The following is a 13,389-nucleotide window of genomic DNA, read 5'->3' as shown; positions in this document are numbered from 1 at the left end:
CAAGTGGAACAGGTCTCCGGTGGCGCGTCAACCACGGTGAGACGTAACGCTCACACTCTGGACACCCTTGACAGTGAAGGGAATCGGACCCGTAGTCTCGACGGACGGCCCTGCTGAGGGGCTCGGCCGTGAGGCGTCGTGCGCCCCGAGGCGCGTCCCGCCCGCCGTGTGAAGGCATCCGTCCATCGCGCCATGGAGCCTTCGCATGTCTTCCGAGACCCTCGCCAAAGCACCCGCCGCCCCTGACATACCCGCGGACGCCGACGTACCGCGGATCGTGCCGCAGCGCCGGTACGGACAGTGGGCCGCGGCCGTCGTCGTCCTCGCCCTCGCGGCCCTCGCCGCCGACTCCGTTCTGCGCAACGACGCCTTCCAATGGGACGTCGTCGCCCGCTACTTCACCTCCGCCTCGGTCCTGCGCGGACTGTGGCTCACCCTCTGGCTGACCGCCGTCGTCATGGTGCTCGGCTTCGCGCTGGGCACGCTGCTCGCCGCGTTCCGGCTGTCCGCCAACCCGGTGCTCAGGGCGGTGAGCTGGGGCTACGTCTGGCTGTTCCGGTCCATCCCGATCCTGGTGCAGCTGCTGCTGTGGTTCAACATCGGGGCGCTGTACCCGCGGATCCTCGGCGTCAGGACCGTCGACCTGCTCGGCCCGGTCACCGTCGCGATCGTCGGGCTGACCCTGCACGAGGCCGCGTACGCCGCCGAGGTGGTGCGCGGCGGGATCCTCTCCGTCGACCGCGGCCAGATCGAGGCCGCCCAGGCGCTGGGCCTGAGCCGGTGGCGGCGCTGGCGGCGGATCGTACTGCCGCAGGCGATGCGCTCCATCGTCCCGCCGGCCGGGAACATGCTGATCGGCACCCTGAAGGGCACCTCCATCGTCAGCGTCATCGCGGTCAGCGACCTGCTGTTCTCGGTCCAGCTCATCTACCACCGCACCTACCAGGTGATCCCGCTGCTGATGGTCGCCACCGTCTGGTACACGGTCGTCACCTCGGTCCTCGCCGTCGGCCAGTACTACGTCGAGAAGCACTACGCCCGCGGCTCGGAGACCTCCCGATGAGGCCCTCGCTGGTGATCGTCGGGGCCGGTCCGCGGGGGACCGGGCTGCTGGAACGGATCGCCGCCAACGCGCCCGGGCTGTACGCCGGCCAGGGCCTGGACATCCATCTCGTCGACCCGTATCCGCCGGGCGCCGGGCGCGTCTGGCGCGAGACCCAGTCACCACTGCTGTGGATGAACTCCCACGCCGAGGACGTCACGCTCTTCACCGACGACACGGTGAACATGGCCGGCCCCGTGCGCGAGGGGCCCACGCTGCACGAGTGGGCCGCCGTCGACGGCCGCGCCTTCACCGGCCGGCGGCTCCAGGGCGCCTATCTGCGCTGGGTGTACGACCGCACGGTGGCCGCGCTGCCTCCGGGGATCAGCGTCCAGCACCATCCGAGGCGCGCCCTGCGGGTGAGCGGCCCGCGCGAGGGCCGCCAGCAGGTGTGGCTGGAGGGCCGTCCACGGCCCCTTCCGGCCGACCTCGTCGTCCTGACGCTGGGCCACCTGGACGCCGAACTCGACGCCGAGCAGCGGCGGCTGGCGGACTACGCCCGGACCCACGGACTGGTCCACCTGCCGCCCGACTTCACCGCCGACAGCGATCTGTCCGCGCTGGAGGCCGGCGAGCCCGTCCTCGTGCGCGGCTTCGGGCTCGCCTTCGTCGACCTGATGGTCCTGCTGACCGAGGGCCGCGGCGGACGCCACGAGGGCGACACGTATGTGCCGTCGGGGCGGGAGCCCGTGCTGTACGTCGGGTCACGGCGCGGAGTGCCGTACCACTCGAAGACCGGCTACGACTGGACGGGCGAACGCCCGCCGCTGCCGCGCTTCCTGGGCCCGGCCGAGATCGACGAACTGCTCGCACGCCCCGGAGGGTTCGACTTCCGCAGAGACGTGTGGCCGCTGGTCGAGAAGGAGCTGGGCTTCGCGCACTACCACCGCCTGTTCACCGCCCACCCCGGCCGCACCGCCCTGCCCTGGGCCGACTTCGAGGCGAAGTACGCCGTCGCCGACGCAGCCGAGCGGGCGGCGCTGGTGGCGTCCGCCGTGTCCGACCCCGCCGACCGGCTGGACCTCGCGGCCCTCGACCGGCCGCTGGACGGGGTGCGGTACGCGGACCCGGAGGGCCTTCAGCAGGGCCTCCGGGACTACATCGAGCGGGACCTCACCAGACGCCACGACCCGCGGCACAGTCCTGACCTGGCCGTCTTTCTCGCCCTGCTCTCCGTCTACGGGCAGCTCGTGCGGCTCGGCGACATCGGGGGCTGGTGGCACGGGTTCTTCAGCTGCCTGGCCTCCGGACCGCCCGGGCCCCGGCTGCGGCAGATGCTCGCGCTGTCGCGGGCCGGGGTGCTGCGGTTCGTCGGCGCGGACATGGCCGTGACCGCCGAGGGCGGGGTGTTCCGGGCGTCCAGCCCGACCGTGCCGGGCTTCCACGTCGAAGCCCGCGCCCTGGTCGAGGCGCGGCTGCCGCAGCCGACCGTGGAGCGGGCGCGCGATCCGCTGCTGCGGGAGCTGTACGCCGACGGGGCCGCCGCCACCCCGGACGGGCTGCTGGCCGTCGACCCCGCCGACGGACGGGTCCTGGACCGGGCCGGGCGCCCGCACCCGCGGCGGTTCGCGCTCGGGCCGCACACCGACGCCCGCGGCTCGGGCGCCTTCACCCGGCCGCGCACCGGCGGACCGGCCTTCCGGCAGAACGACGCCACCGCACGGGCGGCGCTGTCCTTCCTCGCCGAGCAGACGGGCCGGGCCGCCGCCTAGGCCATGCAACCGGCCGGTTCGTGCGGCCCGTCACGTCGCCGGTCGGTGCGGCTCAGGCCGGTCGCACGGTTCGGAACGTCGCCGGTCGGTGCGGCTCACGCCGGTCGCACGTCTCGCTTCCACGTGAAGCACACGGCTCACTTCCGTTCACTTCCACGCGAATCAAGGGATGCACGCGATGACCGTCATGGTCGACATCAGATCCGTCCACAAGAGCTTCGGCTCCCTGGAGGTCCTCAAGGGCATCGACCTGGAGGTGCGCGCCGGACAGGTCGCGGTGATCCTCGGGCCCTCCGGTTCGGGCAAGTCCACGCTGCTGCGCACGATCAACCACCTGGAGAAGGTGGACTGCGGCGCGATCAGCGTCGACGGGGTGCTCATCGGCTACCGCCGCTCGGGGAACCGGCTGCACGAGCTGCCCGAGCGCGAGGTGCTCCGGCAGCGCACCCGGATCGGGTTCGTCTTCCAGAACTTCCACCTCTTCCCGCACCTCACCGCGCTGGAGAACGTCGTCGAGGCGCCGGTGTCCGTGCTGAAACGGTCCCGCAAGGACGCCGTCGCGGCGGCGCGCGGGCTGCTGGACCGGGTGGGCCTCGCCGACAAGGCCGACGCCTATCCGCGGCAGCTGTCCGGCGGGCAGCAGCAGCGGGTGGCGATCGCCCGGGCGCTCGCGCTGGAGCCGGGGCTGCTGCTGTTCGACGAGCCGACCTCGGCGCTCGATCCCGAGCTGGTCGGTGAAGTCCTCGACGTCATCAAGGACCTGGCCCGGCAGGGCACCACCATGATCGTCGTCACGCATGAGATCGGGTTCGCCCGGGAGGTCGCCGACACGGTGGTCTTCATGGACGCCGGGCGGATCGTCGAACAGGGCCCGCCCGGTGAGGTGCTCGACGCGCCGCGGCACGAGCGCACCCGGGCCTTCCTCTCGAAGGTGCTGTGACCATGGGGCTGTTGCATCTGGCCGCCGGCCTCGACGGCGACCCGGGCCCGGAGGCGGTCCTGCTCGCCGAGCGCGGCGGGCTCGACTTCGCGACGCTCGCCGGTGCCGACCCGCTCGGACTGCTGACGCTCACCTCCCGGATCGGGCTGGTCACCGAAGCCGTCCCGGGGCCCGGCCACGACCGGGTGGGCCTGCGGACCGAGGAACCCGGCCTGTACGGCCGTACGGCGGACGCGGCCGTGGTGGTCGCCGAACTCTCCTCCCGGCAGGGCGACTTACAGCTCGCCGCCCGGTACGCCGACGTGGTGCTGGTACGGGCGGCCGGGCGGGCGCAGGCGGGGGACGTGCGCGCGGAGCTGCGCGGGCGGGCGGCCTCGGCCGGGCGCGACCCGGACGCGCTGCGGGTGCTGGCGAGCCTGCGGATCGACCTCGGCGGCGGCGAGCACGCGGCCGAGCCCGGCCACGGCGGGGGCGGACCCCGGCACACCGCGCGCGGGCCCCTCTACCGGGGCGGGCCCGTCGACCTCGCCGAGCTGATCGCGCGGTGGCACGCGGAAGGCGTCACCGACGGCTTCCACGTCGTCCCGGTCGAACCCCGCCGCGACCTGGAGCGGTTCGTCAACGGCACGGTCGCCCTGCTCCAGCACCGGGGGCTGTTCCGCACCTTCTACCCGGGCGGCACGCTCCGTGAGCACCTGGGGCTGCCGCACGCCGGGGCCGCCCTGGCGCCGGCTCTGGCGCCCGGCTCCTCTCCCACCCCGTCTCCCACCCTGTCCTCCCCGTGGAAAGGTTGATCACATGACGACGACGGACGCGTTCGACGCGTGGAAGCAATGGCACGAGAACCGCGTGGAGACGGTGTCGGCTCCCTACGGTCCGCTCGCCCTGACCGGCACTCACTGGCTCGAGGACTATCCGGAGGGTCTACTTCCGGCCATTCCGGGGCGGTGGCGGGCCGACGGGGACGCGGTGGTGCTGACGGCCGCCGCCGAGGACGGCCTGACCGTGGACGGGGCGCCCTTCGCCGGCGAGGCGCGCCTGACGGCCGACTCCGGTCCGGCGGCCGGGGCCCGGGTGGCCCTCGGCGAGCGGCGTCTGGTGGTGCTGATACGCGAAGCCGTCTGGGGCGTGCGGGACTTCGACCCGGTGTCCGAGGCGCGGCGCGCCTTCCGGGGCATCGAGGCCACGCCGTACGACCCGCGCTGGTCGGTGCCGGGGCGCTTCACGCCGTACGGCGAGGACCGTACCGTGCGCGTGGCGAACGCGGACGGGCGCGAGCGGGGTCTCGGGCTCGGCGGTGAGCTGTCGTTCGCGCTGGACGGGCGGGAGTTCACGCTCCAGGTGAGCGTCGAGGCGGACGGCTCGCTGTGGGCGGTGTTCGCCGACGCCACCAGCGGCGGGAGCAGCTACCGCTTCCGGTTCCTGCGGCCGGCCGCGCCGGACGCCGAGGGCCGTACGACGGTCGACCTCAACCGCGCGGTGCTGCCGCCGTGCGCCTTCGCCGACCACTTCGTGTGCCCGTTCCCGCCGCCGGGCAACACCCTGGACGTGGCGGTGGAGGCGGGGGAGCGCAACCTGCTCTGAGCCCTGCTCCTCGCACGACACGCGCGTCGGCGGCCGTACCGCCGGCGCGCGTCGCGGCGTTGGGCCGAGCGGGTTCCCCCGCCCCGCGCCCCTGCGGGTGGTCTTGTGCGCGGGCCGGTGCGCGGGCATTCTCCCCTGCGGCGCATGTCAGGAGCCACGCCACCCCCACAGCGTCTCACGGGCCCCCAACCCGCCGGGCCTTCCGCTCCCACGAGGAGGATCAGTGAGAACCCAGCGCATCCGACTGCTCGCCGTAGCCGCAGGTCTCGTCGCCGCCACCCTGGCCGGACTGCCCACGGCGGGCGCGTCCGTCCCCGCCCCCGACGGAGCCGAACTCGCCCGGGCCGCCCAGGCCGTGGCCGCGAACGCGCCGGGCGGCACCGCCTGGTACACCGACCGGGCGTCCGGGCAGGTCGTCGTGACCGCCGACAGCACGGTGTCGGCGGCCGAGATCGCCCGCATCGAGAAGGCCGCCGGCGCCGACGCCGTCGAGGTCAGGCGCACCCCCGGCACCATCCGCCCGCTGCTGTCCGCCGGAGACGCCATCTACGGCGGCGGCTACCGCTGTTCGCTCGGCTTCAACGTGGTCAGCGGCGGCACGTACTACTTCCTCACCGCAGGTCACTGCGGCAAGTCGGTCAAGACCTGGTACACCGACTCCGCCCACCGCACCCTGATCGGTCCGACCGTCGGCGCGGACTTCCCCGGCAACGACTACGCCCTCGTCCGCTACGACAACACCGCCCTCAGCCACTCCGGGGGCTACAGCGCCGCCAACGCGTACGTCGGTGAGAACGTCAAGCGCACCGGCTCCACCACCGGCACCCACGGCGGGACCGTCACCGCGCTCGGCGTGACCGTGCGCTACCAGGGCGGCGGCACCGTGCACGGCATGATCCAGACCACGGTCTGCGCCGAGCCCGGCGACTCCGGCGGTCCGCTCTACGACGGCACCAAGGCGCTCGGCATCACCTCCGGCGGCAGCGGCGACTGCCGGACCGGCGGCACCACCTTCTACCAGCCGGTGCCCGAGGCGCTGAGCGCGTACGGCGTCAGCATCTACTGAACTCCCGGACGGACCCGCCCCGTTCGCGCCGGTCCACCGGACGTACGGTTCATCCCCGTCGAATCCGCATCGAATCCGCATCGAACCTGATGGACGCGCGTGGACCGGCGGGCCGTTGAAAGCCGCACGGCCGAAAGGCGCCCTTGCGCCGCTCGGCCGTGCGGCCGAATACTCCCCCACAGCGCTTGTCAGGGGCACGACGTGTTCGGGATCCGGGCACCTGCCTCCGACTGCGCCTCACGGGCCCCGACCCCACGCGGGCCCCCGACTTCCTTTGTGGAGGAACGAAAAGTGAGGATCAAGCGCACCACCCCCCGCAGCGGTATCTCGAGACGGACCCGGCTGACCGCCGTATCGACCGGTCTCGTGGCCGCGGCCGCGATCGCGATCCCCAGCGCGAACGCATCCGACGTCACCACGTACAGCGCCGCACAGCTCAACCAGGCGGGCAACGCCGTGCTCAAGGCCGATGTGCCGGGCACCGCCTGGGCCGTCGACGCCAAGAACCACAAGCTGCTGCTGACCGTCGACAGCACGGTCTCCCAGGCGGAGATCGCGAAGATCAAGCGGCAGGCCGGCGCCAACGCCGGCGCCATCAGCATCAAGCGCACCCCGGGCAAGATGAACAAGCTGATCTCCGGAGGCGACGCCATCTACGCGAGCAGCTGGCGCTGCTCCCTCGGCTTCAACGTCCGCAGCGGCAGCACCTACTACTTCCTGACCGCGGGCCACTGCACCGACGGCGCGGGCACCTGGTACTCCAACTCCTCGCGCAGCACGGTGCTCGGCTCCACGGCCGGCTCCAGCTTCCCGACCAACGACTACGGCATCGTGCGCTACACGAACACGTCCGTGACCAAGTCGGGCACGGTCGGCAGCGTCGACATCACCAGCGCCGCGACGCCGAGCGTGGGCACCACGGTGTACCGCCGCGGCTCCACCACGGGCACCCACAGCGGCCGGGTCACCGCCCTCAACGCGACCGTCAACTACGGCGGCGGCGACATCGTCTACGGCATGATCCAGACCACGGTCTGCGCCGAACCCGGCGACTCCGGCGGCCCGCTGTACTCCAACAGCGGCATCGCCTACGGTCTGACCTCCGGCGGCAGCGGTGACTGCAGCTCCGGCGGCACGACCTTCTTCCAGCCGGTCACGGAGGCGCTGAGCGCCTACGGTGTCAGCGTCTTCTGAGCGCGACCGCTGAGGACACCTGCCTGGAGGGCGTCTGCCTGAGGGCGCTTGCCCGAGGGTGTCCTCACGCCGGCCTTCTGAGCCCCCGCACGCAACCGGCGTGCGGGGGCTCGCTCTTGCGCGGACGCGACCGGAGGGGCGAATTCCGGCCACGGCTGAACGTCACGCTCCGCCTAGCGGTTACTCGCGCGCCGCAGCAGGGGGCTTCTGTTTGCGCAGGCCCGCCGCCAGCAGGGTGATCACGATGCCGGCCAGCGCCCAGGCGCCCAGCACCAGCAGGGACGCGGTCATGTCGTTGCCGCGGAAGTAGGCGATCGAGCGAGCGGCCCAGGTGCCGGCGCCCGGCGGCAGGGCCGGGCCGATGGCGTTCCAGAAGGGCGGCAGCATCGGCAGCGGGAAGGCGCCGCCCGCGCTCGGGTTGCCCAGGACCACCACGAGCAGGATCGCCAGGCCGATGCCGACGATGCCGAAGATCCCCTGGAGGGCGAGCGTGGCGGCGCCGACGGCGAAGGTGATCAGCGCGCCGAGCCACCACAGGGCGACCACGCTGCCCGGCAGGGCGTCCAGGATCGGCCCGACGATGACCGCGCCGCCGAGGCCGCCCACGACCGAGACCAGGGCCATGGCGCCGAGCCTGATCGCCGCCCGGGAGGGGTTGGCCGGCCGGGCCCCGGTGCTGATCGCCAGGATCGAGGCGCAGAGGTAGCCGCCCACGCACCAGCCGACCACCAGATAGAAGGAGGACAGGCCGTCGAAGTCCCGCGGCGAGGCCGGCGCCACGTCGACCGTGCGGACCGTGCGGCCCTGGGCCCTCTCCAGGGCGGAGGTGAGGTTCTCCAGGGTGGTGGCGAGCACCGTGCCGCCGCCCGAGGCGACCAGGAGGGTGTCGGTGGTGCCGGCCGGGTCCACCAGCAGGGCGCCGTCGATGTCCCGGTCCAGGATCTGCTTCCGGGCCGTCGCCTCGTCCGCCACCGCACGCGGGTCCAGCGGGGAGCCGGGCAGCCGCTCCAGCCGGGTCACCGCCTGTCCGGCCGCGGCCCGCGGCGCCACCACCCCGAAGGGCACGTCCTTGGGCTTCGGGTCGTGCAGCGCCCCCACGTAGGAGGCGATGAACAGCAGCTGGAGCGCGACCACGCCGATCACCAGCAGCGTGGCCCGCGGGGTGACGGCGTCCTTCACCTCGGACAGGGTGCTCTGTGTCATGTCCCCAACGCTCCAGGGCGACGGGTGTTTGCGCAGGTGGGAGGCGCCCGAACGGCTGTCGTACATACGTTCGGGTTTTGGTCTATGGTGGGGGTGAGCAGGTTGGGAACGAATGTTCGACAGTAGTCGACAGCAGGAGGTGTGGATGCCGGGGTTCACGCATCTGCACACCGTCTCCGGGTTCTCCCTGCGCTACGGCGCCTCCCACCCGGAGCGGCTGGCCGAGCGCGCCTCGGAGCGGGGCATGGACGCCCTCGCCCTCACCGACCGCGACACCCTCGCCGGTGCCGTCCGGTTCGCCAAGGCCTGCGCCAGGGCCGGCATCCGCCCGCTGTTCGGGGCCGACCTGTCGGTCGCCCGCCCCGAGCCGGGCCGGCCCGAGGGCCACGACGACTCCGTACGCCGGGAGCGGCGGCGCACCCCCGTGCGCGGCGGCGCCTTCGTCGACGAGTCCGCCCCGCGCGTCACCTTCCTCGCCCGGGACGGCGCCCGCGGCTGGGCCGACCTGTGCCGGCTCGTCAGTGCCGCCCACACCGCCCCGGACACCCCCCTGCTGACCTGGGCCGACAACCACGCCGACGGGCTGACCGTGCTGCTCGGCCCCGACTCCGACGTCGGTCGCGCCCTCGCCGCGGGCCGCCCCGACCGCGCGGCCGCGCTGCTCGCCCCCTGGCGGGAGGTGTACGGCGACGCCCTGCGCCTGGAGGCCGTCTGGCACGGCCGCAAGGGCACCGGCCCCGGCTCCCTGCGGCTGGCCGCCCGCACCGTGGGCTTCGCCGCCGAGCAGGGCGTGCGGCCGGTCCTCAGCAACGCCGTGCGGTACGCCGACCCCGGCCAGGGTCCGGTCGCCGACGTGCTGGACGCCGCCCGCCGGCTGGTCCCCATCGACCCGGCCGGGGAGCTGGACTCCGGCGAGGCCTGGCTGAAGGACGCCGGGGCCATGCTGCACACGGCCGAGCGGATCGTGGAGGCGGCGGGCTTCCGCCGGGACACCGCCCACCGGCTGCTGGAGCAGACCGCGGCCGCGGCCGCCGAGTGCCTCGTCGACCCCGAGGACCACCTCGGCATGGGCAGCGTCCACTTCCCCGAGCCGCACCTCGTCGGCGCGGGCCGCCGCACCGCCCAGCGGACGCTCGCCTCCCGGGCCGCGGCCGGCATGGTGCGGTACGGCTACACCGGCCGCCGCGCCTACTGGGAGCGGATGCACCACGAGCTGGACATCATCGCCCACCACGGCTTCGCCTCCTACTTCCTGACGGTCGCCCAGGTGGTGGACGACGTACGGGACATGGGCATCCGGGTCGCCGCGCGCGGTTCCGGCGCCGGGTCCCTCGTCAACCACCTCCTCGGTATCGCGCACGCCGACCCCGTCGAGCACGGGCTGCTCATGGAGCGCTTCCTGTCCAAGGAGCGGCTCGTACTGCCCGACATCGACATCGACGTGGAGTCCGCGCGCCGTCTGGAGGTCTACCGGGCGATCATCGGCCGCTTCGGCACCGAGCGGGTCGCGACCGTCGCCATGCCCGAGACCTACCGGGTGCGCCATGCCGTCCGGGACGTCGGCGCGGCCCTGTCCATGGACCCCGCCGAGATCGACCGGATCGCCAAGTCCTTCCCGCACATCCGCGCCCGCGACGCCCGCGCGGCCCTCGAGGAACTGCCCGAGCTGAAACAGCTGGCGGGGGAGCGGGAGAAGTACGGCAGGCTCTGGGAGCTGGTGGAGGCGCTCGACGCCCTGCCGCGCGGGGTCGCCATGCACCCGTGCGGGGTGCTGCTGTCCGACGCCTCCCTGCTGACCCGGACGCCGGTGATGCCGACCAGCGGCGAGGGCTTCCCCATGTCCCAGTTCGACAAGGACGACGTGGAGGACCTCGGGCTGCTCAAGCTGGACGTGCTCGGCGTGCGGATGCAGTCGGCGATGGCGCACGCGGTCGCCGAGGTGAAGCGGGCCACGGGCACCGAGGTCGACCTGGACGCGGTGCCGCCGGGCGATCCGGCGACGTACCGGCTGATCCGGTCCACCGAGACGCTGGGCTGCTTCCAGATCGAGTCGCCGGGCCAGCGCGACCTGGTGGGGCGCCTTCAGCCCTCGACTTTCCATGACCTTGTGGTCGACATCTCGCTCTTCCGTCCCGGCCCGGTCGCCGCCGACATGGTGCGGCCGTTCATCGCCGCCCGGCACGGACGGGAACCGGTGCGCTACCCGCACCCGGACCTTCAGGAGCCGCTGCGCGACACCTACGGGGTCGTCGTCTTCCACGAGCAGATCATCGACATCGTGGCGATCATGACCGGCTGCGGGCGCGGCGAGGCCGACCGGGTGCGGCGCGGGCTGTCCGACCCGGAGTCGCAGGGGCGGATCAAGGTGTGGTTCGCCCAGCACGCGGCGGCTCGCGGATACGACGCAGAAACGATTCAGCGAACCTGGGAGATCATCGAGGCCTTCGGCTCCTACGGCTTCTGCAAGGCGCACGCGGTCGCCTTCGCCGTGCCGACCTACCAGTCGGCCTGGCTGAAGGCGCACCACCCGGCCGCTTTCTACGCCGGGCTGCTCACCCACGACCCCGGCATGTACCCCAAGCGGCTGCTGCTGGCGGACGCCCGGCGACGCGGGGTGCCGGTGCTGCCGCTGGACGTGAACAAGTCCGGGGTCGCTCACCGAATCGAACTGGTGTCCGGTGCCTGGGGGCTGCGGCTCGCCCTGTCCGATGTGCACGGCATCAGCGAGGCCGAGGCGAAGCGGATCGCCGACGGGCAGCCGTACGCCTCCCTGCTGGACTTCTGGGAGCGGGCCCGCCCGAGCCGCCCCGTGGCCGGACGGCTCGCCCAGGTCGGCGCGCTGGACGCCTTCGGCGCCAACCGGCGTGATCTGCAACTGCACCTGACCGAACTGCACCGGGGCGCTCGCGGGACGGGCGGCGGCGGGGGCCAGCTCCCGCTGGCCGGGGGCCGCAGGACCGCGCCCGCCGGGCTGCCCGACCTGTCCGACGCCGAGAAGCTCAGCGCCGAGCTCGGGGTGCTCTCCATGGACGCCTCGCGCAACCTCATGGACGACCACCGCGCCTTCCTCGACGAGCTGGGCGTGGTCTCCGCACGCCGGCTGCGCGAGGCCCGGCACGGCGAGACCGTGCTGGTCGCGGGCGCCAAGGCGGCCACCCAGACCCCGCCGATCCGGTCCGGCAAGCGGGTCGTCTTCACCACCCTGGACGACGGCACCGGCCTGGTCGACCTGGCCTTCTTCGACGACTCCCACGACGCCTGCGCCCACACCGTGTTCCATTCGTGGCTGCTGCTGGTGCGGGGTGTGGTGCAGCGGCGCGGGCCGCGCAGCCTCAGCGTGGTGGGCTCCGCCGCCTGGAACCTCGCCGAGCTGGTCGAACTGCGCGCCGAGGGCGGCCTCGACGAGGTCGCGGCCCGGCTGGCCGAGCCGGGGCCCGAGGCGGACTCCGGCACGGGGGACCCGACCGGTGGGCGGCGTATCCATCTGCCGACCGGTTACGAGATGCATCCGTGGGCCGATCTGCGGCCCGCGGGACAGGAGGCCTCACAAGGGCCCTCCGCGGCAAGGAAGTTGTGGCACCAGAGCCCAGGGAGTGCGGGATGACCATCCTCTGCGTACGTTTCCGGCTGCCGCCGATGTACGAGGCGGCCCTGCCGGGGCTGCTCGGCCTGCTGGAGGAGTTCACACCGGTCGTCGAGGCGCTGCCGCCGGACGGGGCGCTGGCCGATCTGGGCGGCGCCGAACGCTACTTCGGGCGCACCGCCGTCGAACTGGCCTCGGTGATCCGGGTCCGGGCGCTCGCCCTGCACGGCGTCGACTGTGTGATCGGCGCCGGACCCGGCCCGATGCTCGCCCGGATGGCGCTGCGCGCGGCCCGGCCCGGCGTGACGTGCGTGGTGCCCGAGGACGCGGACGGAATCCGGGAGTTCCTCGCCGGCCGGCCCGTCCTCGCGCTGCCCGGCGTGGGACCGGCCACCGCCCGCACCCTGGACGAGTACGGCCTCGACACCCTCGGCCGGGTCGCCGCCGCGCCGCTGTCCACGCTCCAGCGCCTGGTCGGTGCGCGGGCGGGGCGCGAACTGCACGAGAAGGCGAACGGCGTCGACCGGGGGAGGGTCGTCCCGAACGCCGTCTCACGCTCCCTCGCCGCCGAACGGCCCTTCTCCCGCGACGAGCTGGACCCCGGCCGGCACCGGCGCGCGCTGCTGTCGGCCGCGGAGGAGCTGGGTGCCCGGCTGCGTGCCGTCGGCAAGGTCTGCCGCTCCCTGACCCTCACCGTGCGGTACGCCGACCGGTCGGCCACCACGCGCGGTCGCACGCTGAAGGAGCCGACCGCGCATTCCGTGGAGCTGACCCGGGCCGCGTACGGCATGTACGAGGCGCTGGGCCTGCAGCGGGCCCGGGTGCGGGCGGTCGTGCTGCGCGCGGAGGGGCTCGCGCCCGCCGAGCAGGCCTCTCATCAGCTCACCTTCGACCCCGTGGACGAGAAGGTCCGGCGGATCGAGGAGGTGGCGGACCGGGTCCGGGCGAAGTTCGGGCCCCGGGCCGTGATGCCGGGGTCGCTGGCGGCGTAGGCGGGACGGCCGG

General features: G+C 73.6%; 10 protein-coding genes. 9 read left to right on the top strand and 1 reads right to left on the bottom strand.

Annotated features, from left to right (window positions below):
- The first annotated feature begins 205 nt into the window (after nt 1-205).
- The 7 genes from ACIGXJ_RS24245 (at nt 206) to ACIGXJ_RS24215 (ending at nt 7,598) form a co-directional block, all read left to right on the top strand.
- Nucleotides 206-1,063: an amino acid ABC transporter permease gene (locus tag ACIGXJ_RS24245; protein WP_399648957.1), complete on the top strand. Its 858-nt coding sequence runs from the start codon at nt 206-208 to the stop codon at nt 1,061-1,063.
- Nucleotides 1,060-2,814, top strand: a complete 1,755-nt coding sequence (locus ACIGXJ_RS24240) for an FAD/NAD(P)-binding protein (protein ID WP_399648955.1) — start codon at nt 1,060-1,062, stop codon at nt 2,812-2,814. Before ACIGXJ_RS24245 ends, ACIGXJ_RS24240 begins: the two co-directional genes overlap by 4 nt.
- 178 nt (nt 2,815-2,992) lie before the next feature.
- Complete coding sequence (locus tag ACIGXJ_RS24235; RefSeq protein ID WP_399648953.1) at nt 2,993-3,754, top strand: amino acid ABC transporter ATP-binding protein; 762 nt, start codon at nt 2,993-2,995, stop codon at nt 3,752-3,754.
- A 2-nt stretch (nt 3,755-3,756) separates the two neighbouring features.
- Nucleotides 3,757-4,548 (top strand): FMNH2-dependent monooxygenase, encoded by a 792-nt coding sequence (locus ACIGXJ_RS24230; RefSeq protein ID WP_399648952.1) that lies wholly within the window; start codon nt 3,757-3,759, stop codon nt 4,546-4,548.
- Between the two features lie 4 nt (nt 4,549-4,552).
- Nucleotides 4,553-5,338, top strand: a complete 786-nt coding sequence (locus ACIGXJ_RS24225; protein WP_399648949.1) for a DUF1684 domain-containing protein — start codon at nt 4,553-4,555, stop codon at nt 5,336-5,338.
- A 223-nt stretch (nt 5,339-5,561) separates the two neighbouring features.
- On the top strand, nt 5,562-6,404 hold the full coding sequence (locus ACIGXJ_RS24220) for a S1 family peptidase (RefSeq protein ID WP_399648947.1): 843 nt from the start codon (nt 5,562-5,564) through the stop codon (nt 6,402-6,404).
- A gap of 291 nt (nt 6,405-6,695) precedes the next feature.
- Nucleotides 6,696-7,598 (top strand): S1 family peptidase, encoded by a 903-nt coding sequence (locus tag ACIGXJ_RS24215; RefSeq protein WP_399648945.1) that lies wholly within the window; start codon nt 6,696-6,698, stop codon nt 7,596-7,598.
- Between the two features lie 180 nt (nt 7,599-7,778).
- On the opposite strand, the gene ACIGXJ_RS24210 is transcribed toward ACIGXJ_RS24215, so the two are convergent.
- Nucleotides 7,779-8,801, bottom strand: coding sequence for a DUF3533 domain-containing protein (locus ACIGXJ_RS24210; protein WP_399648943.1), 1,023 nt, complete (start codon nt 8,799-8,801; stop codon nt 7,779-7,781).
- 145 nt (nt 8,802-8,946) lie between these two features.
- On the opposite strand from ACIGXJ_RS24210, the gene ACIGXJ_RS24205 reads away from it, so the two are divergent.
- A complete protein-coding gene (locus tag ACIGXJ_RS24205) occupies nt 8,947-12,405 on the top strand; it encodes a DNA polymerase III subunit alpha (protein WP_399649121.1) in 3,459 nt (1,152 codons plus the stop codon).
- Nucleotides 12,402-13,376, top strand: a complete 975-nt coding sequence (locus ACIGXJ_RS24200) for a DNA polymerase thumb domain-containing protein (RefSeq protein ID WP_399648941.1) — start codon at nt 12,402-12,404, stop codon at nt 13,374-13,376. Before ACIGXJ_RS24205 ends, ACIGXJ_RS24200 begins: the two co-directional genes overlap by 4 nt.
- The last annotated feature ends 13 nt before the right edge of the window (nt 13,377-13,389 follow it).

Source organism: Streptomyces sp. NPDC053367 (assembly GCF_044545925.1).
Classification (GTDB): domain Bacteria; phylum Actinomycetota; class Actinomycetes; order Streptomycetales; family Streptomycetaceae; genus Streptomyces.
This window is presented reverse-complemented; position numbering and strand designations above follow the sequence as displayed.

Excerpts from the sequence above, each read along its gene's own strand:
- ACIGXJ_RS24245 (WP_399648957.1), top strand. The coding sequence starts at position 206 with ATGTCTTCCGAGACCCTCGCCAAAGCACCCGCCGCCCCTGACATACCC.
- ACIGXJ_RS24240 (WP_399648955.1), top strand. The coding sequence starts at position 1,060 with ATGAGGCCCTCGCTGGTGATCGTCGGGGCCGGTCCGCGGGGGACCGGG.
- ACIGXJ_RS24235 (WP_399648953.1), top strand. The coding sequence starts at position 2,993 with ATGACCGTCATGGTCGACATCAGATCCGTCCACAAGAGCTTCGGCTCC.
- ACIGXJ_RS24230 (WP_399648952.1), top strand. The coding sequence starts at position 3,757 with ATGGGGCTGTTGCATCTGGCCGCCGGCCTCGACGGCGACCCGGGCCCG.
- ACIGXJ_RS24225 (WP_399648949.1), top strand. The coding sequence starts at position 4,553 with ATGACGACGACGGACGCGTTCGACGCGTGGAAGCAATGGCACGAGAAC.
- ACIGXJ_RS24210 (WP_399648943.1), bottom strand. The coding sequence starts at position 8,801 with ATGACACAGAGCACCCTGTCCGAGGTGAAGGACGCCGTCACCCCGCGG.
- ACIGXJ_RS24205 (WP_399649121.1), top strand. The coding sequence starts at position 8,947 with ATGCCGGGGTTCACGCATCTGCACACCGTCTCCGGGTTCTCCCTGCGC.
- ACIGXJ_RS24200 (WP_399648941.1), top strand. The coding sequence starts at position 12,402 with ATGACCATCCTCTGCGTACGTTTCCGGCTGCCGCCGATGTACGAGGCG.